19 protein-coding genes and 1 riboswitch are annotated in these 22,392 nt (G+C 51.3%); of the genes, 2 read left to right on the top strand and 17 right to left on the bottom strand.

The window, feature by feature from the left end; genetic code table 11:
- Positions 1-175: 175 nt before the first annotated feature.
- On the top strand, positions 176-2,755 hold the full coding sequence (locus DXD02_RS09190; protein WP_118666756.1) for a transglycosylase domain-containing protein: 2,580 nt from the start codon (positions 176-178) through the stop codon (positions 2,753-2,755).
- 91 nt (positions 2,756-2,846) lie between these two features.
- Here the strand turns inward: DXD02_RS09190 and DXD02_RS09195 are convergent, their stop codons facing one another.
- The 7 genes from DXD02_RS09195 to DXD02_RS09225 form a co-directional block, all read right to left on the bottom strand.
- Positions 2,847-3,791, bottom strand: a complete 945-nt coding sequence (locus DXD02_RS09195) for an ROK family glucokinase (RefSeq protein WP_117804204.1) — start codon at positions 3,789-3,791, stop codon at positions 2,847-2,849.
- 4 nt (positions 3,792-3,795) lie between these two features.
- A complete protein-coding gene (hprK, locus tag DXD02_RS09200; RefSeq protein ID WP_022463126.1) occupies positions 3,796-4,731 on the bottom strand; it encodes an HPr(Ser) kinase/phosphatase in 936 nt (311 codons plus the stop codon).
- 94 nt (positions 4,732-4,825) lie between these two features.
- Positions 4,826-6,685 (bottom strand): excinuclease ABC subunit UvrC, encoded by a 1,860-nt coding sequence (gene uvrC / locus DXD02_RS09205; RefSeq protein WP_117509664.1) that lies wholly within the window; start codon positions 6,683-6,685, stop codon positions 4,826-4,828.
- Between the two features lie 92 nt (positions 6,686-6,777).
- A complete protein-coding gene (gene ftsH, locus DXD02_RS09210; RefSeq protein ID WP_117804206.1) occupies positions 6,778-8,679 on the bottom strand; it encodes an ATP-dependent zinc metalloprotease FtsH in 1,902 nt (633 codons plus the stop codon).
- A gap of 187 nt (positions 8,680-8,866) precedes the next feature.
- Positions 8,867-9,883 (bottom strand): UDP-glucose 4-epimerase GalE, encoded by a 1,017-nt coding sequence (galE, locus tag DXD02_RS09215; protein WP_022463123.1) that lies wholly within the window; start codon positions 9,881-9,883, stop codon positions 8,867-8,869.
- A 72-nt stretch (positions 9,884-9,955) separates the two neighbouring features.
- Positions 9,956-11,449, bottom strand: coding sequence for a UDP-glucose--hexose-1-phosphate uridylyltransferase (gene galT / locus DXD02_RS09220; RefSeq protein WP_118666757.1), 1,494 nt, complete (start codon positions 11,447-11,449; stop codon positions 9,956-9,958).
- A 40-nt stretch (positions 11,450-11,489) separates the two neighbouring features.
- Positions 11,490-12,659 carry a galactokinase gene (locus tag DXD02_RS09225; RefSeq protein ID WP_022463121.1) on the bottom strand — a complete coding sequence of 390 codons (1,170 nt, stop codon included), beginning with the start codon at positions 12,657-12,659 and terminating at the stop codon, positions 11,490-11,492.
- A 272-nt stretch (positions 12,660-12,931) separates the two neighbouring features.
- On the opposite strand from DXD02_RS09225, the gene DXD02_RS09230 reads away from it, so the two are divergent.
- Positions 12,932-13,825 carry an AraC family transcriptional regulator gene (locus DXD02_RS09230; RefSeq protein WP_158581218.1) on the top strand — a complete coding sequence of 298 codons (894 nt, stop codon included), beginning with the start codon at positions 12,932-12,934 and terminating at the stop codon, positions 13,823-13,825.
- Here DXD02_RS09230 and DXD02_RS09235 read toward each other — a convergent pair.
- The 10 genes from DXD02_RS09235 to DXD02_RS09280 all read right to left on the bottom strand — a co-directional run bounded on the left by DXD02_RS09235 (position 13,816) and on the right by DXD02_RS09280 (position 22,359).
- Positions 13,816-16,308: an ATP-dependent DNA helicase gene (locus DXD02_RS09235; protein ID WP_117509666.1), complete on the bottom strand. Its 2,493-nt coding sequence runs from the start codon at positions 16,306-16,308 to the stop codon at positions 13,816-13,818. The two genes, DXD02_RS09230 and DXD02_RS09235, sit on opposite strands and share 10 nt — an antisense overlap.
- A 328-nt stretch (positions 16,309-16,636) precedes the next feature.
- Entirely contained in the window at positions 16,637-16,864 is a 228-nt protein-coding gene (locus DXD02_RS09240; RefSeq protein WP_022463118.1) for an HPr family phosphocarrier protein, read from the bottom strand.
- A gap of 335 nt (positions 16,865-17,199) precedes the next feature.
- A complete protein-coding gene (locus tag DXD02_RS09245) occupies positions 17,200-18,024 on the bottom strand; it encodes an Mrp/NBP35 family ATP-binding protein (protein ID WP_055219741.1) in 825 nt (274 codons plus the stop codon).
- Between the two features lie 30 nt (positions 18,025-18,054).
- On the bottom strand, positions 18,055-18,399 hold the full coding sequence (locus DXD02_RS09250) for a metal-sensing transcriptional repressor (RefSeq protein WP_055219739.1): 345 nt from the start codon (positions 18,397-18,399) through the stop codon (positions 18,055-18,057).
- A 38-nt stretch (positions 18,400-18,437) separates the two neighbouring features.
- A complete protein-coding gene (locus DXD02_RS09255; protein WP_022463115.1) occupies positions 18,438-18,668 on the bottom strand; it encodes a hypothetical protein in 231 nt (76 codons plus the stop codon).
- Between the two features lie 4 nt (positions 18,669-18,672).
- Positions 18,673-19,200: a DNA-deoxyinosine glycosylase gene (locus DXD02_RS09260; RefSeq protein ID WP_117801940.1), complete on the bottom strand. Its 528-nt coding sequence runs from the start codon at positions 19,198-19,200 to the stop codon at positions 18,673-18,675.
- The gene (locus DXD02_RS09265; protein WP_022463113.1) at positions 19,187-19,429 is read right to left on the bottom strand and encodes a hypothetical protein; all 243 of its coding nucleotides are present in this window, start codon (positions 19,427-19,429) and stop codon (positions 19,187-19,189) included. The genes DXD02_RS09260 and DXD02_RS09265 overlap by 14 nt, the downstream gene beginning before the upstream one ends.
- A 243-nt stretch (positions 19,430-19,672) precedes the next feature.
- Positions 19,673-20,851, bottom strand: a complete 1,179-nt coding sequence (locus tag DXD02_RS09270; RefSeq protein ID WP_117760499.1) for a phosphoribosylaminoimidazolecarboxamide formyltransferase — start codon at positions 20,849-20,851, stop codon at positions 19,673-19,675.
- Positions 20,852-20,882: 31 nt separating this feature from the next.
- The gene (locus tag DXD02_RS09275; protein WP_022463110.1) at positions 20,883-21,596 is read right to left on the bottom strand and encodes an IMP cyclohydrolase; all 714 of its coding nucleotides are present in this window, start codon (positions 21,594-21,596) and stop codon (positions 20,883-20,885) included.
- Between the two features lie 78 nt (positions 21,597-21,674).
- Positions 21,675-21,755: riboswitch (ZMP/ZTP riboswitch) on the bottom strand.
- 121 nt (positions 21,756-21,876) lie between these two features.
- The gene (locus tag DXD02_RS09280) at positions 21,877-22,359 is read right to left on the bottom strand and encodes an acyl-CoA thioesterase (RefSeq protein ID WP_117801938.1); all 483 of its coding nucleotides are present in this window, start codon (positions 22,357-22,359) and stop codon (positions 21,877-21,879) included.
- Positions 22,360-22,392 lie beyond the last annotated feature (33 nt).

Here is a 22,392-nt window from a genome sequence, read left to right on the forward strand (position 1 = left end):
CTATCTTACCATATCATTTCTGAAAAATCAGCATTCTTTTCAGAAATACTTTTATTCCAGCCCTTTATTTGGTATAATAAAAATAAGTATACCCTGCTTTTTGCAGGGCAGGAACACCATTGATTACTGAACTAAATCAGTTTTGCAGGAACATGACATAAGGAGGATTTTCTATATGCACTTTGGAAAAAGTCATCTGGAAGACAAACGTGAAGATCTGCGGTCCCATTACGGAAAGATTGAAAAGACGGCCGGCGTGACGGCGCTGCGCATCGCGTTCTGTCTTCTTCTTGTCGTTCTCGTCTGCGGTGCCGGGCTTGTGATCGGCGCTGTCCGCGGCGTGATTGACAGTGCCCCTGATATCTCGGAGGCAAATATCATGCCGCTCGGCAACGCGTCGTTTATCTACGATGCTGACGGCAACCAGGTACAGAAGCTGACCGGGGCTCAGGGAAACCGTGTCTCGATTTCGATTGAGGAGATTCCGTTCGATATGCAGCACGCGATCGTCGCGGTTGAGGATGCCCGTTTTTATGAGCACAACGGCATCGATCCGAGCGGTATCATCCGTGCTTTCGTTGTCGGCGTCAGCCACGGCTTTCATTTTACCGAGGGCGCCAGCACGATCACACAGCAGCTCTTAAAAAACAATGTTTTCACTGACTGGATGGAAGAGACGCGGATGCAGAGCTTCAAGCGGAAGATCCAGGAACAGTACCTGGCGCTGAAGCTGGAAAAAACACTGACCGCAGAGGGTGAAAACGCCAAAGACGTTATTCTGGAAAATTATCTGAATACGATCAACTTAGGTTCCGGCTGCTACGGTGTCCAGACGGCAGCGCAGACGTATTTCGGAAAGGATGCAAAAGATCTGACGCTCTCTGAATGCGCCGTTCTTGCCGCAATTCCAAAGGCGCCGACGGCATATAATCCGAAAAACCACCCGGAGAAAAACCAGCAGCGCCGCGACAAGATCCTGAACAACATGAAAGAGCAGGGCTACATCACCGAAGAAGAATACACCATTGCCATGAACGACAACGTTTACGACCGCATCGCCATGCACACGCAGTCCCAGGCGGAGAGCGCGCCGTACTCCTACTTTATCGATGAAGTCATCACCAACCTGATCAACGATCTGATGGTACAGAAAGGCTACACCGAAGTGCAGGCAAAGAACGTTGTCTACAGCGGCGGCCTCAAAATTTATACCACACAGGATTCCTACATGCAGTCAATCCTCGATACGGAATTCCAGAATCCGGAGAACTTCCCGGCGAACACGCAGATCGGTCTCGACTGGGCGCTCACCGTAGAGCAGGCAGACGGCGAGGTACAGAACTACAGCAAAGAGATGCTGCAGCTCTACTTCCGCAACAGCGATCCGAATTTCGATCTGCTCTTTGACTCCCAGGAGGAGGCACAGAGCTATATCGACCAGTACAAAGCCGCTATCATGCAGGAGGGCGATACGATTGTTGCCGAGCGCAGCAGCTTCACCCCGCAGCCGCAGGCGTGCATGACCGTTATGGACCAGCGCACCGGTTACGTGAAAGCCATCGTCGGCGGACGCGGCGAAAAAACAGCAAGTCTTACCTTCAACCGCGCAACCGATAATTATTCCCAGCCGGGTTCCACGTTCAAGATTCTTTCCGCGTACGGACCGGCGCTCGACCTTGGAAAGATTACACTCGCTACGGTAATTAAGGATGAGCCGTTCAACTACAGTGACGGCACACCGCTGCAGAACTCGGATCTTACCTACCATGGTGATGTTACCGTCCGCCAGGCGATCATCAATTCCATCAATATCCCGGCCGTCAAGGTACTGACCGAGCTTACGCCGAAGGTCGGCTTTGATTATCTGAAGAAGCTTGGTTTTTCCAAACTCTCCGAGGAATACGATGTGATCCAGCCGCTGGCTCTCGGCGGTATCACCTACGGTGTCAGTGATCTCGAACTGACGGCAGCCTACGCGGCAATCGCAGACGGCGGCCAGTACCGCAAGCCGGTGTTCTACACAAAGGTTACCGACAGCAAAGGAAATGTTTTAATTGACAACACAGAAAACAAGGCAACGCAGGTCTTCAAGGCAAGCACTGCCTCCCTCCTCACCAATGCCATGGAGGATGTTTTGGAAAAAGGTACCGGTGTTGCCGCCCGCCTCGACAATATGCACGCAGCCGGAAAAACCGGTACGACGAACGAGGCCAAGGATCTTGTTTTTGCAGGCTTTACGCCGTATTATACCGCTGCCATCTGGGCAACGTATGATACACACGCGGAGTTTCCGGAGAGCGACCGTGAATTCCACAAACGTCTCTGGGCAAAGGTCATGAATGAAATCCACGAAGGCCTTGCCGATATGGATTTCGAGACTTCCGCAACAGTACAGGAGGCAACGATCTGTACGAAGACTGGCCTGCTCGCCCGCTCAAGCTGCCCGTCCATCACCGAATACTTTGCGGTATCCGATCTGCCGACCGAGCGTTGCAAGGGCCACTACACCGCGCCGGCCTCAACACCGACGCCGACCAGAACCCCTTCTGCAGCATCAACTCCGCAGACAACCCCGACACCGACGGAGGCACCGCAGGAAACTCCGGCTCCGACCGAAACACCTGCCGATCCGCCTTCTAATACACCGGAGACTCCTGACACACCGGATACCCCTGATGCACCGTCAGAACCGGATACCCCGGCGGAGATATCGGAAGTACAGCTGCAGTCCGAAGAGAGCGGCTCTTCCGAATAACTTTTTCAGTCAGTCTATACACAAAAAACCGGCCCTCTGGCATATGCCAGCAGGACCGGTTTTTCTATACTTCTTTTTCCATCTGAATCAATTAGTCAATCAGCATTTTTGCTGCGCCGTAGATACCAGCATCGTTTCCAAGGGAAGCGAGTACGATCGGGGTATCTTTGCATGCGATGAATGCTGCTTCACGGTAGTATTTAGCTACGCCGTCGATCAGGATCTGGCCTGCTTTGGATACACCGCCGCCGACTACGATAACTTCCGGGTCAACAACGCATGCGAATACTGCAAGTGCTCTTCCGAGGTACTCGGAGAACTCCTGAACGATTGCTTCTGCTGCTGCATCGCCTTCTTTTAATGCATCAAAGACAGCTTTTGCACTGATGGTCTCTCCTCTTTCTCTTAAAGAAGACGGAGTATCATGGGATGCCAGATATTTCTTTGCCAGACGAACGATACCGGTTGCAGATGTCATCTGCTCGAGGCATCCGTGGTTTCCGCAGTTGCAGACCGCTTCTTCTTCCGGATCAACACATGCATGACCAACCTCGCCGCCTGCGCCGTGAGCACCTGCTACGATCTTGCCGTCCACGATGATTCCGCCGCCGACACCGGTTCCAAGGGTAACCATAACCAGGTTCTTGCTTCCCTTTCCGCCGCCTGCCCACATCTCACCGAGAGCTGCTGCGTTTGCGTCGTTTGCTGCTTTTACTGCCATTCCGCCGAGTTCGTCGGAAAGCTCTTTTACGATATTTTTATATCCCCAGTTCAGGTTGACTGCGATGGAAAGCTCACCTTTGTCATTAACCGGGCCAGGTACGTCAATGCCGACACCGGCAACATCATCTGCTGCGATACCCTTCTCAGCCATTTTTGCTTTTACGCTTTTTGCGATATCCGGCAGAATTTCGCTTCCGCCGTTTTCGGTGCGGGTCGGGATTTCCCATTTTTCCAACAGAGTTCCGTCTGTCTGGAACAGTCCGCATTTTACTGAAGTACCCCCAACATCGATTCCAAATACATAGTTTGCCATTTTCTTACTTCTCCTCTCTTTTTTTCACTAAGTTAGCCTGTACACGGCGGTACAGCTCCTGTGCGGCATTGTAGCCCATCTTCTTCTGTCTGTGGTTGACAGCAGCGGTTTCTACGATGATCGCCAGGTTACGGCCCGGACGGATCGGAAGGGAATGGCAGACAACCTTGTTTCCAAGGAACTCAATATACTCTTCTTCCAGGCCCAGACGGTCGTATTCTTTCTCTTTGTCCCACTCTTCAAGCTTGATAACAAGGTCGATAGACTGGGTATCCTTTACGCTCTCGACACCAAACAGCGTCTTGACGTCGATGATACCGATACCGCGCAGCTCGATAAAGTGACGCGTGATATCCGGTGCCGTTCCGACCAGCGTAATGTCGCTGACACGGCTGATTTCAACCACATCATCACTGACGAGACGATGGCCTCGTTTGATCAGCTCCAGTGCAGCCTCGCTCTTTCCGATTCCGCTCTCGCCCATGATCAGAACGCCCTCGCCGAATACATCGACCAGCACGCCGTGGATGGAGATCATCGGGGCAAGCTGGACATTCAGCCAGCGGATGATTTCAGCCATGAAAACGGAAGTCGATTTGTCTACCGCAAAGGCCGGTACCTGATAACGATTGCACAGCTCCAGAATTTCCGGTCCCGGAATCATCTTCGTGGTGAAAATGACACATGGGATCTTGCGGCTTACAAACTCTTCAAACGCGCGGACGCGCTCGCTCTCTTCAAGATGCTGCAGATACGTGAACTCTACATAACCTATGATCTGCACACGCTCATTGGCAAAATGCTCATAGTAACCGGTCAGCTGCAGTGCAGGACGGTTGATATCCGGTGTGGCAATGACAAGATCTGTCATATCAACCTCTGGTGTCAGGTTGCGGAGATCCATTTCCTCCACCATTTTGGTCATTTCAATTTCTTTCATTTTCCTGTCCTCCGACTTCATTCGACGTCTTTTTAAATCCGTCTCTTCTATGATTTTAGCACAATAAAGCATCACGGGCAACCTAGAAATTTAACTATTTTGACGAATCCTCATTTTCCTCCTGTGCAGGTGCGTGAAAGAATGTGTAAACCTGCTCCGCTGCCTTTTTATTCATGCCCGGAAGTCCGGAAAGTTCTTCCACGGTTGCCGCCTTGATATCATCAATTCCCTGAAAGTGGCGCATCAGTTCTTTCCTTCTTGTCGGCCCGATGCCCGGGATGTCGTCGAGAATCGAGTGGACCTGGCCTTTGCTCCGCAGCAGGCGGTGGTATTCGATTGCAAAGCGGTGCGCCTCGTCCTGCACGCGTGTGATCAGTTTGAAGCCCTCGCTGTTCCGGTCGATCGGGATTTCCACGTTTCGGAAATACAGACCCCTCGTGCGGTGCTTGTCGTCCTTTACCATACCGCAGACCGGAATCGCAAGATCCATTTCTTCAAGCACCTCAAGCGCAATGTTAACCTGGCCGCGTCCGCCGTCCATCATGATCAGGTCCGGCAGCCGCTCGAAACCGCTGTCCTCCTGGATGCCGCGCAGAAAACGGCGGCTTAAGACCTCTTTCATACTGGCGTAATCGTTCGGTCCCTCGACGGATTTGATCTTGAATTTTCGGTAATCGGCGCGCTTTGGCTTTCCTTTCTCGTAGACGATCATCGAGCCGACCGACTGGAAACCGCTGATATTGGAGATATCGTACGCCTCGATGCGGTCGATCGACGGCAGGTTCAGCCATCTGGCGATCTCTTTTACGGCACCGACCGTCCGACCCTCTTCCCGCTTGATCCGCTCGCGGTCCTGGTCGAGAACGATCTGTGCGTTCCGCTCTGCCAGTTCCACCATTTTTTCCTTGCTGCCCTTTTTCGGCACGCGGATGCGGACCTTCTGGCCCCGTTTGCTGCTTAAATACTCTTCCATCAGCTCCTGCTCGGCAATCTCCTCGGAAATCATGATTTCCCGCGGGATGAACGGCGTGCCGGAATAGAACTGTTTCATAAACGTGAGCAGCACCTCGCTTTTCTGCTCCTCCTCGCCGATCCGCAGATAATAATGCTCCCGCCCGATCAGCTTTCCGTTCCGGATAAAGAAGACCTGCGCCACCGCATCCTCTTTGTCCATCGCAAGCGCAATGACATCCTTGTCCTCGCCGTCACTGTTCGTAATCTTCTGCCGCTCGCCGATCCTGCGCACGCTGTCGATCAGATCACGGTACTCCGCCGCCTGCTCGAACCGCATCTCCTCAGCCGCCTCCGTCATTTTTCCAGTCAGCTCTTTGATCATGTCATTGTAATTTCCATTCAGAAAACTGATCGCCTTTTTGATCTGCTCGCCGTACTCTTCTTTGGAAATGTATCCCTGGCACGGCGCCTTACACTGGTGGATGTGATAGTAAAGACACGGGCGGTCCTTGCCGATCTCCTTTGGCAGGCTCTTATTGCAGGAACGGATATCGTACAGCTTCCGCAACAGTTCGATCGTATCTTTCACAGCTCCGGCGCTCGTGTACGGGCCGAAATATTTCGCCTTGTCCTTCTTCATCTGATGGGAAAACAGAATGCGTGGAAAATCCTCGTTCACGGTCACCTTAATGTACGGGTACGCCTTGTCATCTTTCAGCATCGTATTGTATTTCGGACGGTGCTCTTTGATAAGGTTGCACTCCAGCACGAGCGCCTCCAGTTCGGAATCCGTCACAATATACTCAAAACGGGCGATATGCGTGACCATCCGCTCAATCTTCGGCCCTTTGTTGCGGCTCGTCTGGAAATACTGGCGGACACGGTTTTTCAGCGAAATCGCCTTTCCTACGTAGATAATTGTATCGTCCGCGTCGTGCATCAGATAGACGCCGGGTTTCCCCGGCAGTTTTTTCAGTTCTTCCTGGATATCAAACGCCATATGACCCTCCTCTTTTTGGGACTGTAATGTTGAAAATGCCCAGCGTGCAGAGATCGTTTTCTCTGCTCCCGCCGGGCCTTTTCGCTTTCTTTTTATATTTCTGGATTTTCAACCGCTTCTTCCGCGTTTCCATTCCGTTTTGCAATCACCTGATGAAAAATCTCCATAAATTCTTTTCCGGTGATCGTCTCTTTCTGGATCAGGTAAGCTGCGATTTCATCCATCGCATCGCGGTTAGCTGCCAGAAGTTCTTTTGCCTGCTCATACGACTCTTTCAAGATCTTCATGACCTCGTGGTCGATTTCGGTTGCTGTGGCATCGCCGCAGTTTAAGACCATTCTTCCGTCGAGGTACTGATTCTGCTGGGTCGCAAGACCGATCAGACCGAATTTCTCCGACATACCGTACTGCGTGATCATCGCGCGGACAATCTTCGTCGCTTTCTCGATATCATTCGAAGCTCCCGTTGTCACGTTGCCGAATACGATCTCCTCTGCCGCTCTTCCACCGAGGCACTCGACGATCATCGCCTCGAGTTCGCTCTTCGTGTTGAGGTATTTCTCCTCCTCCGGCACCTGCATGACGTAGCCGAGCGCACCCATCGTACGCGGCACAATCGTGATTTTCTGTACCGGCTCGGAATCCTTCTGCAGTGCAGTAACAAGTGCGTGGCCTACCTCGTGGTAGGAAACGATCTTTCGCTCTTCCTGGCTTAAGATGCGGTCCTTCTTCTCTTTTCCGACGAGGACAACCTCGACTGCCTCGAGAAGATCCTTCTGGGAAACGGCTTTTCTTCCGTTCTTGACCGCAAGAATCGCTGCCTCGTTGATCATATTTGCAAGATCAGAACCAACGGCTCCCGATGTCGCAAGTGCGATGCCGTCGAGATCAACCGTCTCATCGAGCGATACGTTCTTGGCGTGTACTTTCAGGATTTCCACACGGCCTTTCAGGTCCGGTCTTTCTACGATAATCCGGCGGTCAAAACGGCCTGGACGCAGCAGCGCCGGGTCAAGAACCTCCGGGCGGTTTGTGGCCGCAAGGATCAGAATACCCTTGGAGCTGTCGAATCCGTCCATCTCGGCGAGGAGCTGGTTTAACGTCTGCTCCCGCTCGTCGTTGCTGTTGTAGCTGTTGTCACGGCTCTTTCCGATCGCATCGATCTCATCGATAAAGATGATGCACGGTGCGTTTTTCTTTGCTTCCTCAAACAGGTCACGCACACGCGATGCACCGACACCGACGAACATCTCGACAAATTCCGAAGCGGACATCGAGAAAAACGGTACGTGCGCCTCACCGGCTACGGCTTTGGCAAGCAGTGTTTTTCCGGTTCCAGGAGGGCCTACAAGAAGTGCTCCTTTCGGAAGTTTTGCACCGATTGTCGTGTATTTTCCAGGGTTATGCAGGAAATCCACAACCTCCTGGAGCGATTCTTTTGCCTCGTCCTGTCCCGCAACATCGCGGAATGTCACGCCGGTTTCTTTCTGTACGTAGGCCTTTGCTCTGCTCTTTCCTACGCCCATGACTCCGCCGCCTTTGTTCATGCTGCGCATCACCCATACCATGACAGCGACAAGCATCACAACCGGCAGAATGACGGTCAGCAATGTGTAAATGATCGTTCCGGTAGAATCCGGCGGATCTTTGTGGTACGTAATGCCTTTCTCCTGTAACAGATCGACCAGCTCCTGCTCATCTCCCATCATCGTTACCTGATAGGTGATTCCCTCCGATTTCTGGTCTTTCGGCGTTACGGTCAGTGTTCCCGATTTCAAGACAACTTCCTGCACTTCATCGTTGTTTACCATATCCAGGAATTTGCTATAGTCAAGATCCTCGGAAGTAATTCCCCCAAGGGCATTGTTCAGAAGTCCCATCACCATCAGGCTGACGAGGAGGCAGATCAGGATAATGAGTATCGTCTGTCTGTTTTTCGGTCCTCCCCCGGAGCCGTTTTCTGGTTCCCGGTTCTGATTTTTTCTATCGTCCATGCTTTTCCTCCTTGTATGTCAAACCGCCCCTCTTTTTTTACGGACACTTTAACTCTTACATTATATCGGATTCCCTCTTAATTAGCAAGCCGGACTTTGTGAAAAAAGACTGAATTTATCTATACAAAAACGGCCCGCCGACACTCTTTCAAGTATCGGCGGGCCGCCAGATAACACTCACATTACATTAGTCGTTATATCCGTTCGGATTCTTCTGCTGCCAGTTCCAGGAATCGGCACACATCTCCTCGATGCCGTACTCAGCCTCCCAGCCAAGCTCCTCTTTTGCTTTGTCGCATTTGGAGTAGCAGGTTGCGATATCACCGTCACGGCGCGGTTTGATTTCGTATTTCAGCGGATGGCCGCATGCTTTCTCGAATGCGTGGATCACATCGAGTACGCTGTAGCCTTTGCCGGTTCCGAGGTTGTAAATGGAAACGCCCTCGTTGTCAGCCAGTTTCTGGATGGCTTTTACATGGCCGCGTGCCAGGTCAACAACATGGATGTAATCGCGGACACCAGTTCCGTCCGGAGTATCGTAGTCATCACCGAAAACGCCGATGCACTCGAGTTTTCCGATGGCAACCTGTGCGACATACGGAAGCAGGTTGTTCGGGATGCCCTTCGGATCCTCTCCGATAAGGCCGCTCTTATGCGCTCCGATCGGGTTGAAGTAACGAAGCAGGATAACATTCCATTCTGGATCTGCGGTGTGGATGTCGGTCAGAACCTGCTCGAGCATGCTTTTTGTCCAGCCGTATGGGTTGGTCGGGGTTCCCTTCGGGCACTCCTCGGTGATCGGAATCTGTGCCGGATTGCCGTATACGGTTGCAGAAGAACTGAAGATGATGTTCTTTACGCCGTGGTTTCTCATCTCATCGCAGAGAATCAGGGTTCCGGTCATGTTGTTGTGATAATATTCAATCGGTTTATGTACGGACTCGCCGACTGCTTTTAAGCCTGCGAAATGGATGACAGCGTCAATTTTCTCGTTGTCGAAAATTTTCTTTACGCCTTCGCGGTCCAGCATATCGGTTTTGTAGAAGGTTACTTTCTTTCCGGTAATCTGTTCTACACGCTCGATGGCTTTCTCGCTTGCATTGTAAAGGTTGTCCATGACAACAACGTCATAGCCTGCGTTCAGCAGTTCCACACAGGTGTGGCTTCCAATATAGCCTGCACCGCCAGTAACTAAGATTTTCATTTTGGTATCCTCCATGTTTTCCTTCGCTGCTGTTTTTTGCCGCAGCGGGTTAATTGAAACATTTAGTTTATTCTACAACGTTTCCATGAATTTTGCAAATGCACTTCTGCCTTCCTCGGTGCACTTGTAAACGCCGGCATCCTCGAGTACGCCGACAAAGACTTTTCCGACTTCCTCTTTCAGGATATCCATCACATTTTCGCTGTTCAGCTCCGGATGGCGCGGCAGGAATTCGTCTACCCAGTCGGCATGTTTCTCCAGCTCTGCGACAGCGCGGACATCTTTTCCCTCTACGAGGCATTTGGAAAGCTCTTCCAGCTCATCTTTTAAGCGCGCCGGCAGAATCGCAAGTCCCATAACCTCAATAAGGCCGATGTTCTCTTTTTTGATGTGATGATACTGTGCATGCGGATGGTAAACACCGAGCGGGCATTCGTCCGTCGTGATGTTGTTGCGCAGTGCCAGATCGAGTTCGAACGTATCGCCCACTTTTCTTGCGATCGGCGTGATCGTGTTGTGCGGCTCTCCGTCAGTCTCGGCGAATACAAACGCATCCTCATCCGTGTAACCTCTCCAGCAGTTCAGGATATGCTCTGCCAGATCGATCAGCCGTTTCTCATCTTTGTGGCGGATCCGGATGACGGACAGCGGCCATTTGACGATGCCGGTTTCCACATCCTCGTATCCTTTGATGGTAAAATGGCGCTCGATCGGCGCTTTCGCCATTGCGAAGGTATAGTGACCGCCCTGATAATGATCGTGGCTTAAAATGGAGCCTCCCACGATCGGCAGATCCGCATTGGAACCGATGAAGTAGTGCGGAAACAGCTTGATAAAGTCAAACAGCTTCACAAAGGTCGCGCGCTCGATCTTCATCGGGTTATGCTGGAAATTGAACACGATGCAGTGCTCATTGTAATACACATATGGCGAGTACTGGAATCCCCACTCCGTCTGATTGATCGTCAGCGGAATGATGCGGTGGTTCTGGCGCGCCGGGTGGTTGACGCGTCCCGCATAGCCCACATTCTCCTTGCAGAGCAGGCATTTCGGATAACCGCTCTGTTTTGCCAGTTTTGCAGCCGCGATCGCCTTCGGGTCCTTCTCCGGTTTGGAGAGGTTGATCGAGATATCGATATCGCCGTAGGCACTCGGTACGCTCCAGCGGATATCCTTTGCGATGCGGTATCTGCGGATGTAGTTGGAATCCTGGCTCAGTTTGTAGAAGTAATCGGTTGCCTCCCGCGGGCTCTTCGCATAGAGTTCCTCAAACTTCTTTACCACCTCTCCCGGGCGCGGCATCAGGCAGTCCATCAGTTTCGTATCGAACAGATCGCGGTAAACGACGCTGTTGTGTTCGAGAAGACCGCGCTTAGCTGCATCATCAAGCAGTTCATTTAAAGTCTCTTCCAGATCCGGGGTCTCCGGAATCTGCTCCGGCTCTTCGTAATCGGAAATCTGCATGACTTCCAGAATCCGGTTTGTCGCATAGATTTTATCCAGTCCCGAAACAAGACCGGCATTTTCTCCATATTTTACCAGTTTTGCAATACTCTCGTTAATCACTGTAGCTTCCTCCCTGCTGCCGATCCAGCTTTTTTATTTCTTATTTTAATACGCCTGCGCCGTCTCCGATGTCTACGACATAGAAGTCTGCGGCATAGCCGATTTTTTCTTTGTAAGCTGCGCCTACTTTTGCGATGAAGTTGTCAATATCTTCTGTTTTTACGATGCTGACGGTGCATCCGCCGAAGCCTGCGCCTGTCATACGGGATCCGATGACACCCGGGCAGTTCCATGCTTCTTCCACAAGAGTATCCAGCTCGATGCCGGTTACCTCATAGTCATCACGCAGGGAAACGTGGGATGCGTTCATCAGCTCGCCGAATTTTGCGATGTCGTTTGCCTTTAAAGCTGCAACGGCCTGAACGGTTCTCTGGTTCTCGTAAACAGCATGTTTTGCACGTTTCTGGCGGACCGGATCTTTGATGGCATCTTTCACTGCCTCAAACTCTTCCTCGGTCAGCTCGCCAAGGCTCTTGATGTCTTTGACTTTCTGAATCTCAGCCAGAGCAGTCTCGCACTCGCTGCGGCGCTCGTTGTATTTGGAGTCGCCAAGGCCGCGTTTCTTGTTGCTGCAGGAGATGACAATTCTTGCGCCTTCCAGTTTAACCGGTGCGTACTCATATTTCAGATCGCTGGTGTCAAGGAAGATCGCACAGTCCTTTTTGCCCATGGCGATGGCGAACTGATCCATGATACCGCAGTTGACGCCGTTGTAGTTGTTCTCGGAGAACTGGCCGTACAGAGCGATGTCGATCATGGAGATGGTGTCGTAGCCGAACATGTCACGCAGCATTACGCCGGTTACGGTCTCAACGGATGCGGAAGAGGAAAGGCCGGAGCCGTTCGGAATGTTTCCGTAGAGCACGATATCGAAGCCCTGCTCTACCGGGAAGCCCTTCTGGCAAAATGCCCACATCATTCCCTTCGGATATGCGGTCCAGTTGCCTTCTTTTCCCATCAGGAATTCATCGAGAGAAGATTCTACCACGCCGAGTTTTTCAAAGTTCATAGAGTAAAAACGAAGCTTTCTGTCGTCACGTTTTCTTGCTGCCATGTAGGTTCCGATGGTCAGTGCGCATGGAAATACGTGGCCTCCGTTGTAATCGGTGTGCTCACCGATCAGGTTCACACGTCCAGGTGCGAAGTAGGTGCGGATGTCGCCCTCTCCCCCGAACAGTTTTGCAAAACAATCCAGTACCTGCTGTTTCATTTTGTTGTCTCCTTTTCTTTTTGGTGTGTTGTTTTCATGGTTTCGTTTTGTGTGTTGTGTGTGTATTGTGTGTTTGTGTGTTTGTGTGTTTTTTCTTATCTTCTTAAGTATCATTATAGTGAGCCGTACGCCCATCTGCAACAACAATATTGGGGCAAACGATAATTATATTGAGGTGATCTTCGATTTTTTCTTGTTTTTTTTCCCTTTTTGCCGCATACTTTACTTATCGTATGATTTTTAATGGATTTTATGGATTGGAGGTACGTTTCATGCAGATCCGCATGGATAAAGAAAACCGTGAGCTGAAGGCCCACGGCAGCTATGAATTTCCTGTCAACATCAGTTACGAACAGCTCTCCCGCTACGAGCGCGGCTCCTTTTCCTGGCACTGGCACCCGGAAATTGAGCTGACGTTTGTCCTCTCGGGGCAGATCGGATATCAGGTCAACGGCAAATCGTATGTCTTAAAAGAAGGGGACGGCATTTTCTGCAACACGAATGCGCTTCACAGCGGCCACATGATCGACGGGATGGACTGCGTCTATATTTCAACCACGTTCGCCCCGCGCTTTCTCTATGGTTTTTCAAACAGTGTGATCCAGACGCGCTACGTCGAACCGGTGCTGACGGATATGCAGCTCGCCTCCATCGTCTTTTCGCCGGGGATCGACTGGCAGAACCAGGTACTTGCCTGTATGCACCGCATCTACGACCTCTCGCTTTCACAGCCGTCCGCGTTTGAGATGGAAATCCAGGAGCTTCTGCTGTCGATCTGGATTGAGATTTACCGCCACGCATCGTTTTCCGGTGAATCCCAGAACACGGCGGCAGCGCGTGATGTTGAGCGGCTCCGCATTCTGCTCGACTACATCCACCGCCATTATATGGAGCATCTGACGCTCGAGGATCTCGCCGCACAGATCCACATCTGCCGCAGTGAATGCTGCCGTTTTTTCAAAAAATGCATGAACGAATCCCTGTTTGACTATCTTCTCGATTACCGTATTGAAAAAAGCCTGCCGCTCCTTCTCGAGCGCCAGGCCAGTATCACTTCCGTAGCGGAACAGACCGGATTTTCCAGTCCTGCCTATTTTTCTAAAATTTTCCGGCAGCAGATGGGCTGCTCACCGAGCGAATACCGGAACCGTGCGGATCACACGTAACGTTCAGCGCTGCACCGAGATTTCATTTCCTGCTGCCCGGCTTTTGATCCGCTCTCACAATCCACCCTCTCCCAAAACGAATGGATTACCTCCGGGAGGCTGCTGCGCTGCACAATCCGGCAGTCCTCCCATTCTCTTGGGAACAGCTCGCGGTACTCCCGGTTTCGGAACCGCTCGTCGAGCAACAGAATCACACCCGTGTCCTCCGTCGTACGGATCACGCGCCCTGCCGCCTGCAATACTTTATTCATGCCGGGATAGCGGTACGCGTAGTCGAAACCGTTCTCTCCGCTGCGGTCGAAATATTGCTTTAAAAGTTCTCTCTCCGGCCCCACCTGCGGGATTCCGGCTCCCACAACGGCCGCGCCGATCAGCTTTTCCCCGTCCAGATCAATTCCCTCCGAGAAAATGCCTCCCATGATACAGAATCCCACCAGCGTTTTCTCGTTGTCTTTCGCAAACGCTTCCAGAAACGCTTCTCTCTCCTGCTCCCGCATCGCCGACTCCTGGATCAGGCAGGTCACGTTTTCATCTGCATACAGTTCCTCATAGACCGCATAGACATCCTGCATCAGGCGGTATGACGGGAAGAACGCCATATAGTTGCCCTTCCGGCTCTGGATCATCTCGTTCAGATAGGCGGCGATCTTCTCAAACTCTGCGCGGTTTCTCCGCTGATACTTCGTGCTGACCTCGCTTCCGATCGCCAGACACCGCTTCGTGGGATCAAACGGGGACTCCACGTAAATCGCGTAATCGTCCGTATTCGTGCTGAACATCTTCTTATAATACTGCACCGGCAGCAGCGTCGCGGAAAAGAAGACGGCCGACCGCCCCTGGTTGATACACTGCTGCAGATTCTCCGCCGGGTTGACGCAGAACAGGCGCAGTGCAAAATCGCCGTTATCGAGATAACTCGTGTAGATCAGATAATTTTCATCCACTAAATTGTAAATCTCGGAAAAATTTCGCAAGTTAAAGTAAAATTCCAGAACCTGCTTCCGGATTTCGCTTGTCTTATGCGCTTCCAGCCAGCCCGCCAGTTCTTCCAGCAGCTGATTGACCATCATAAGAAACGTCGATACGCTTTCCAGCTCCGTGCAGGAATCGCACTCTCTTTTGTAGACGAGCATCTGGTGATTGCAGCGGTTCAGCGCCTTCTCGAGCTTTTTGCCCGGTGCATACGGGCGGAGGAGCTGGCGGACCTTTAAAATCTCCTCTTTGACGAGCGTGGCACTGAACATATCGCGGCCCCGCTCGACCAGGTTGTGCGCCTCGTCGATTAGAAAGATGTAGTCACCCTTCGTTCCTTCTGCGAAAAAGCGTTTTAATTTCGATGTCGGATCAAACGCATAGTTGTAATCGCAGATCACGCCGTCCACCCACGAAGCCACATCAAACTGGAACTCGTGCGGGCAGACGTTCCATTTTTCCGCCTGGCGCAGGACTTCCTCTCTTGTGTAGGAATCGCATTCCGTCAGCATCTCGTACACCGCCGCGTTGATCCGGTCAAAATGACCTTTCGCACGCGGGCAGTGGATCGGATCGCATTCGGGCTCATCGAGGATGCACATTTTTTCTTTTGCGGTCAGCGTGATTGCTTTGAACTGCAGTCCCTTCTCTTTTAGAATGGAGACCGCCTCCTCTGCCACGGTACGGGTGATGGTTTTCGCAGTCAGATAAAAAAGACGGTCGCCGCAGCCCTCTCCGATCGCGCGGATGGCCGGAAAGACCGTGGACATTGTTTTTCCGATGCCGGTCGGCGCCTGGACGAAGAGTTCTTTTTTCCGCAGAATGGTACGGTAGACGCCGCTCACCAGTTCCCGCTGGCCTTTCCGGTACGGGAAGGGGAATTCGAGGTGCTGCATTGAGGCATCTCGCGCTTTCTGCCACTGGTACTGGAATTCCGCCCAGATAAACCAGGCGTCGAGTAGCTCATCGAACCACTGCTCCAGTTCCGGGAGCTTGTACGTCTGCAGAAAATGGCGGATGCGCCAGTTAGAGTGCTCCGGCTTTACCTCTTCTTTGGTGAGCGGGCGCAGAAGGCCTTCCTCCTCGGAGGAGAGCAGGGTGTACGTCATCAGCACGCCCATCTCCTCTTTGCGGTTCTGAAGGCCGTAGATGTAAGCGTAGCACTTCGCCTGTGCCAGATGTACCGGAACCGGCTCTTCCATCGTTTCGAGGTCACGGTACGTTCCCTTGATCTCCTCGATCACGGTCGTGGTTCCGTCCTCGTACATGCCGTCTGCTCTTCCCTCGACGCGCAGGATGAAATGCTCATATTCTTTTTCGTGAACCAGCGGAACCTCCGCATGGTAATCGGCGCCCCGTTTTTTCTGAATCTGCTGATGCACCCGCGTTCCCGCCTGCATAGCATCCCGCTCGCCAAAACCGCCCGACGAGTTGTCCAGATCCCCGCTGCGCAGAATAAACTCCACCAGATTCCGCACGGAAATCCGGATCTCTTTCTTCTTCTCTTCCACTAGCCCGCTCCTTTTCTAACCAGACTATTCAGAGCCCCATCTCGATTCCGCTGCGCTGCATCTCGATGTGGCTTCTCGCCATATGAAATTCCAGAAAAGAACGCTCATTCATGCAAGCATGATTCGTGTCCTTTTCTGGAATTTCGCATGGCTCTGAATAGTTATCATTATACAGAAAAAAGGAGACTGCCGCAACAGTCTCCTTTTTTCTCTCTGAAGTTATGTGTCTCGTGTGATTAGTTTTTCTTCAGAAAGTCCCCTGCGCAAATTCTGTCTCTACTCTCGCTGGCGGCGCAGGCTGAATTTTTTTCGTTTCCCTTAATAAAATTTATGCTACAGCAAATTTCTGCAGGGTTTTATTGAATGCCGGACTGTCACCATAGCAGTGTACGGTGAGATCACGGTTCAGATCCATGCTGAGGATGCCAAGAATGGATTTTGCATCAATAATAACGCGGTTGTAAAAAATGTCAATATCAAAATCACATTTGGAAGCTGCTTTTACAAACTCCTCTACTTCCTCAGTTCCATTGAGTCTTACTACGCAGTGTGACATACGATTCACCTCTTTCTTAATCAATAGCTGTTTGTTTTCCTATCGTTGAGGTAGATTATGCACTTTTTCTCTTTAAATGTCAATATTGAATTTATTTCCTTGTTTTTGCCATATTATGCATGTTTTTTATGCAAGTTTTTCTCATTAACCCTTCATATTTGTCGCTTTTTGTCTCATTTGCGCAGTCGTGTGTAACCGGTTACACAAAATCCGTTTAAAATAAAATAGTTTTTGCCAAAAGAAACGTAAAAATCTTGTCAAAAAAACCCGCTTTTCCTTGTAAAATCAAGGAAAAACGAGTTTTTCATGCCATTACTTGCTTCTATATTTAATGATTAGATGTTGATCTTTGCAATATCGGTGTTATCCACTTCTGCAAATCTTCCTTCGTCCACCAGCTCGGCAAACTCCGGATGAATCGGCATTTTGCCGAGAACCGGCACGCCGATCTCGGCTGCGATCTCGTCGATGTGGCTTTCGCCGAAAATGGACAGCTTTTTGCCGCAGTCCGGACATACGAGGTAGCTGTAGTTCTCTACGATACCGAGCACCGGAACGCTCATCATCTGTGCCATCTTGTAGGCTTTCATGACGATCATGCGCACCAGATCCTGCGGGGAAGATACGATCACTACGCCGTCTACCGGAAGAGACTGGAAAACGGTCAGCGGAACATCACCGGTTCCTGGCGGCATGTCGACGAAGAGATAGTCCAGGTCGCCCCAGATGACGTCGGTCCAGAACTGTTTTACGGTTCCTGCGATGACAGGTCCTCTCCAGATGACCGGCTCTTCCTCGCCCGGAAGCAGGAGGTTGATGGACATTACCTTTACGCCGTTTGCTGCAACTGCCGGGTAAACGCCCTTGTCATCTACGTTTGCAGGTCCTTTCAGGCCATACATTTTCGGGATGGACGGTCCTGTGATATCGGCATCGAGGATACCAACCTTGTAGCCCTCTTTTGCTTTCTGGTTTGCCAGAGATGCGGTTACCATGGATTTACCAACACCGCCCTTGCCGCTGACAACGCCAATGACATGTTTGATCGAAGAATCGGCATTCAGATCAATATGAAAATCCGGTTTACCCTGTCCTGCTTTGCTTGGACATCCTTCGCAGCTTTCTTTGGAACAGCTCGAATTGCTGCATTCTTTTGCCATGTTTCTTTCCTCTTTTCTTGTTTTTCTTGCTTATTTGACAAAGCGGTCGATCGCCTTATTCAGCTCCTGAATCGCTTTTGTGTCCCCATGCTCGACTGCATCGACGATGCAATGTTCAATGTGATCCTCCAGGATAATTTTTCCTGTATTGTTAATGGCCGCCTTCACGGCAGACAGCTGGATCAGAACCTCAGTGCAGTCCCGGCCTTCCTCTACCATCCGCTTGATCGACTCCATGTGTCCGATCGCGCGGGAGAGGCGGTTTAAGACTGCTTTTGTATTTGTATGATGGTGCCCGTGGGCGTGATCGTGGGAATGCTCGATCACGGTGCCGTCTTCCAGCACATGCACATGCGTGTGTTTTTCTTCACTCATCGTTTTTTTCTCCGCTTTTCTGGTATTTTCTGCGCGATTCAGATTTCTGTAAACGTAAACCGCTGGCGGATGCCGGAGGTCTCAATGTCAAAGACCAGAGATCCGTCCGCTTCCACCGTTTTTTCATATTTTAAGTTTTTGTCCGGAAATTTCTGACGGATATACGCCTCCGGGTCATCCGTCTCGATCTCGTCGAAAAAGACGTCCCGCATCTGATTATTGGCACACTCATTAAAAATCTCCCAGACGGTCTCGTACTCTTTTTTCATCCTGTCACTCTCCGTTTCGTAAGACTTCTCCGCACTGGCTCCACTCGCCAAGCAGCCGCTCCACAGACCATGCGGCGTTCGCGGGACTCGTCGACGGAAGGCGAACCGCTTCCCGTCCCAGCTGCTTCTCCTGGTACTTCCGGTAATACTTCCACGCGGTCGCCCCGTTGCAGTAAATCTGCCGGATATCGGCGCATTCCAGAATGTCCTGCAGCGGATTCGGCACAACATCGCGGATGCTCGCATCGCTCGAGCCTGTGATGACGCAGGACGCGATCACATCCCAGACAGCGATATGATTCCGGAGCAGAAACGCCTTCTTCTCCTCCACGGTCTGCGGCACCTCTTCCCCGCACACGGCTGCCGTCACTTTCCAGAAACGGTTCTGCGGATGGCCGTAAAAAAATCCGGTCTCCCTGGATTTTACGGACGGAAAACTGCCGAGAATCAGAATCCGGGAATCGGCGCGGTAAACCGGCGGAATCGGATGCACCGCCGGGTGCTCATTTTTGTTCTCGTCAGGTCGGCTCATCTTCATCAAACTCCACTACCGTATAGAATCCTCTCGGTGTCTCTTTTACTTCTTTTACGATTCCCTTCCGGGACTGCAGCCTCTCATACGCTTGATAATTCCTGCTCATGGCCACTGCCGGGGTAATCGTATAATAATAGGAGGTAGGCAGTGCGCTTTCTGTCACGTTGACTTCCTGGCCTTCCTCGAGAAGTCCCTGTCGCTCCATTTTAAATTCCATCTGCCGCATATTCCTCATCCTCCTTTTTGCAGCGGGCAAAAGATACGCCCATGGGGTATTTTATCACACTTTTCCGAAAAAGAACAGGGGTTTTCGACAGAAAAAGGGCGGTACCGCCCTCTTCCTGCTTATTTTTTATTCTTCAGAAAGTGCTACTCTCTCTTTGATGATACATGTGCGAAAAAAAGAAAGAATCCGGCCGCCCAGAGACCGGATTCTTTCTTCTTATATAAATATAAAACGCATTTCTTTTTAGTGATGGAACAGACGGATTCCTGTAAATGCCATCGCCATGTTGTACTTGTTGCAGCACTCGATGACAGCGTCATCACGAACCGATCCGCCCGGCTCTGCGATGTACTGGACGCCGCTCTTGTGTGCGCGCTCGATGTTGTCGCTGAACGGGAAGAAGGCATCGGAACCTAAGGTTACGCCCTTCATCTGGTCGAGCCATGCACGTTTCTCTTCTCTTGTGAAGACTTCCGGTTTTACTTTGAAGATCTTCTCCCATGCGCCGTCTGCGAGAACATCCATGTACTCCTCGCCGATGTAAACGTCGATCGCATTGTCACGGTCTGCGCGGCGGATGCCGTCTACGAACTGCAGATCCAGCACCTTCGGGCACTGACGCAGGAACCAGTTGTCGGCTTTCTGTCCGGCAAGACGGGTGCAGTGCACACGGGACTGCTGGCCTGCGCCGACACCGATGGCCTGACCGTCTTTGACGAAGCATACGGAGTTGGACTGGGTATATTTTAAGGTAATCAGTGCAATCTTCAGATCGCGTTTTGCTGCTTCCGGAATCTCTTTGTTCTCGGTTACCACGTTGGAGAGCAGCTCATCGTCGATCGGCAGCTCCTGGCGGCCCTGCTCAAAGGTAATGCCGAAGACCTGTTTGTGCTCGAGCGGAGCCGGACGGTAATTCTCGTCGATTTTGATGACGCAGTAGTTACCTTTTTTCTTTGCTTTCAAGATTTCCAGTGCTTCATCGGTAAATCCCGGAGCGATGACACCGTCAGAAACCTCACGTTTGATCAGAGATGCGGTGTCTTTGTCGCAGACATCAGAAAGTGCGATAAAGTCGCCGAAAGAAGACATACGGTCTGCGCCTCTGGCTCTTGCATAAGCGCATGCTAACGGAGAAAGCTCTCCCATATCGTCTACCCAGTAAATTTTACGCAGGGTCTCGTCCAGCGGAAGACCTACGGCTGCACCTGCCGGGGAAACGTGCTTGAAGGAAGTTGCTGCCGGAAGACCGGTGGCTGCTTTCAGCTCACGTACCAGCTGCCAGCCATTGAAGGCATCCAGAAAATTGATATAGCCCGGACGGCCGCTTAATACTTCGATCGGAAGATCTCTGTCATCATCCATGTAAATTCTGGAAGGTTTCTGGTTCGGGTTGCATCCGTATTTTAACGCTAATTCTTTCATGATTTTCTCCTTTCGCAAAACACTCGATTTCTTATTTATTTTTATTCACGATTCTTGTCTCATACTTGCCGGTTGCAATGTCGATATAGCGTGTGAAGAGGGACACCTTGTTGTCCTCGTTTAAGCTGCTCCAGAGCAGTTCGGTGAAAGCATCGATGTCATCCGGAATCTCGACCAGTTTTGGCTCACCCTCAAAGCTTGGCAGCGGATTGCCGTCGTGCATGTAGGTGTGGATGAAATGGCCTTCCCCTGCTACACAGTTATCATAGGAGAAGGTGTAGCGGTTGCACTGGGAAGGATCGCCGTTATTGCTCTTTAAGATCGACATCTGGTAGCCGTACGTTCCGTTCTCTACGTGCATCACACCGGAAATACGAGGAGTGTAGTTCGGTGCATCCGGCTCAAACTCTCTGCTTCTAAGGGATACCTCAAACGTTTTTCCCTGCTCCAGTCCTTCGTATACGGTATCGGTCTGGTCTCCGTTTGTTACGATCGTATCATTTCCCAGAACGCGTACCGGTGCGTAGATGATCAGGCTCGGATCTTCCAGCTTCGACGGATCAAACGCCTGTGTGCGGATTCCCTCACCCTCCTCAACAAAGACACGGTTGCGGCTGTTCTGGCTTCTGCCCATAATAAAGTATCCGGCAACGGCTTTTGTGCCGTCTTTGGATCTGCCGATCACAATTCCTCTTCCTGGATATGCATTTCCTTTTAATTCCTGTTCCAGTGATACTTTTTTCATCTTCTGATCTCCTTTTCAAGGTGGCTGGAATGGGATTTTCTGTTTTTGGATAAAAAAACAGACCCACTCCCCCAAGCATTCTTCTGCCCAGACGGTCGGCCTCTTCTCACGCTATACTCCCTGTGGTCATTTCCACTTCCGTCAGTCGTATAACTGCCTTTACCTTAACATGGAAAATCCCGCCTGTCAAGGGACACGGCGGGATTTTCTTAAAATAAAATTTTCAGAATGCACGAAGACAGCTCCGGTGGATTCTGCAAATGTGCGGGTGAACGTCAACTTAGAACCCCTCTCTGTGACGCTCTTTTCGCAGTTCATAGCGGCGTTTTCCGCCCTCCCACTCGGCCTCCTGCTCCGGGGATTCCAGAATCAGGCCCGGGACGGGAAGTGCGCGGCCGTTCTCGTCGATGGCCACCATCACCACGTAGGCACGGTTGATCATTTTCCGAATGCCGGTCGCAAGCTCTTCCACGTACGTGTCGACGCGCACCTCCATTGAGGTGCGTCCGACATACGTCACTCTTCCGACCAGTACGACGGTGTCGTTCAGAAAAGCAGGATGCTTGAAGTTCAGATTGTCGATGCACGCGGTGGTGATTTCGTGGCCGCAGTGGCGGCGTCCCACCAGACCGGCAAGCTCATCGATCCACGCGACCAGCTGGCCGCCGAACAGACGGCCATAGCCGTTGATATGGCGGTGCATCAGAAGATACGACTGCTCTGTCTCAGAATCTTTTACGCGTTTCTCTGCCATTTCTTCCATTTTACCAATACGCTCCTTTTCACATCCTGTTTT

Source organism: Blautia sp. TF10-30 (genome assembly GCF_003481245.1).
GTDB classification, from domain to species: Bacteria; Bacillota; Clostridia; order Lachnospirales; family Lachnospiraceae; genus Fusicatenibacter; species Fusicatenibacter saccharivorans.

What these genes read in the sequence shown, in the direction of transcription:
- DXD02_RS09270 (WP_117760499.1), bottom strand. Translation starts at nt 20,851, where the DNA reads ATGAAAGAATTAGCGTTAAAATACGGATGCAACCCGAACCAGAAACCT.
- DXD02_RS09265 (WP_022463113.1), bottom strand. Translation starts at nt 19,429, where the DNA reads ATGCGGCAGATGGAATTTAAAATGGAGCGACAGGGACTTCTCGAGGAA.
- galE (WP_022463123.1), bottom strand. Translation starts at nt 9,883, where the DNA reads ATGAAAATCTTAGTTACTGGCGGTGCAGGCTATATTGGAAGCCACACC.
- DXD02_RS09245 (WP_055219741.1), bottom strand. Translation starts at nt 18,024, where the DNA reads ATGGCAAAAGAATGCAGCAATTCGAGCTGTTCCAAAGAAAGCTGCGAA.
- ftsH (WP_117804206.1), bottom strand. Translation starts at nt 8,679, where the DNA reads ATGGACGATAGAAAAAATCAGAACCGGGAACCAGAAAACGGCTCCGGG.
- DXD02_RS09195 (WP_117804204.1), bottom strand. Translation starts at nt 3,791, where the DNA reads ATGGCAAACTATGTATTTGGAATCGATGTTGGGGGTACTTCAGTAAAA.
- DXD02_RS09280 (WP_117801938.1), bottom strand. Translation starts at nt 22,359, where the DNA reads ATGGAAGAAATGGCAGAGAAACGCGTAAAAGATTCTGAGACAGAGCAG.
- DXD02_RS09260 (WP_117801940.1), bottom strand. Translation starts at nt 19,200, where the DNA reads ATGAGCCGACCTGACGAGAACAAAAATGAGCACCCGGCGGTGCATCCG.
- DXD02_RS09250 (WP_055219739.1), bottom strand. Translation starts at nt 18,399, where the DNA reads ATGAGTGAAGAAAAACACACGCATGTGCATGTGCTGGAAGACGGCACC.
- DXD02_RS09190 (WP_118666756.1), top strand. Translation starts at nt 176, where the DNA reads ATGCACTTTGGAAAAAGTCATCTGGAAGACAAACGTGAAGATCTGCGG.
- DXD02_RS09255 (WP_022463115.1), bottom strand. Translation starts at nt 18,668, where the DNA reads ATGAAAAAAGAGTACGAGACCGTCTGGGAGATTTTTAATGAGTGTGCC.
- DXD02_RS09230 (WP_158581218.1), top strand. Translation starts at nt 12,932, where the DNA reads ATGCAGATCCGCATGGATAAAGAAAACCGTGAGCTGAAGGCCCACGGC.
- hprK (WP_022463126.1), bottom strand. Translation starts at nt 4,731, where the DNA reads ATGAAAGAAATTGAAATGACCAAAATGGTGGAGGAAATGGATCTCCGC.
- DXD02_RS09275 (WP_022463110.1), bottom strand. Translation starts at nt 21,596, where the DNA reads ATGAAAAAAGTATCACTGGAACAGGAATTAAAAGGAAATGCATATCCA.
- DXD02_RS09225 (WP_022463121.1), bottom strand. Translation starts at nt 12,659, where the DNA reads ATGAAACAGCAGGTACTGGATTGTTTTGCAAAACTGTTCGGGGGAGAG.
- uvrC (WP_117509664.1), bottom strand. Translation starts at nt 6,685, where the DNA reads ATGGCGTTTGATATCCAGGAAGAACTGAAAAAACTGCCGGGGAAACCC.
- DXD02_RS09240 (WP_022463118.1), bottom strand. Translation starts at nt 16,864, where the DNA reads ATGTCACACTGCGTAGTAAGACTCAATGGAACTGAGGAAGTAGAGGAG.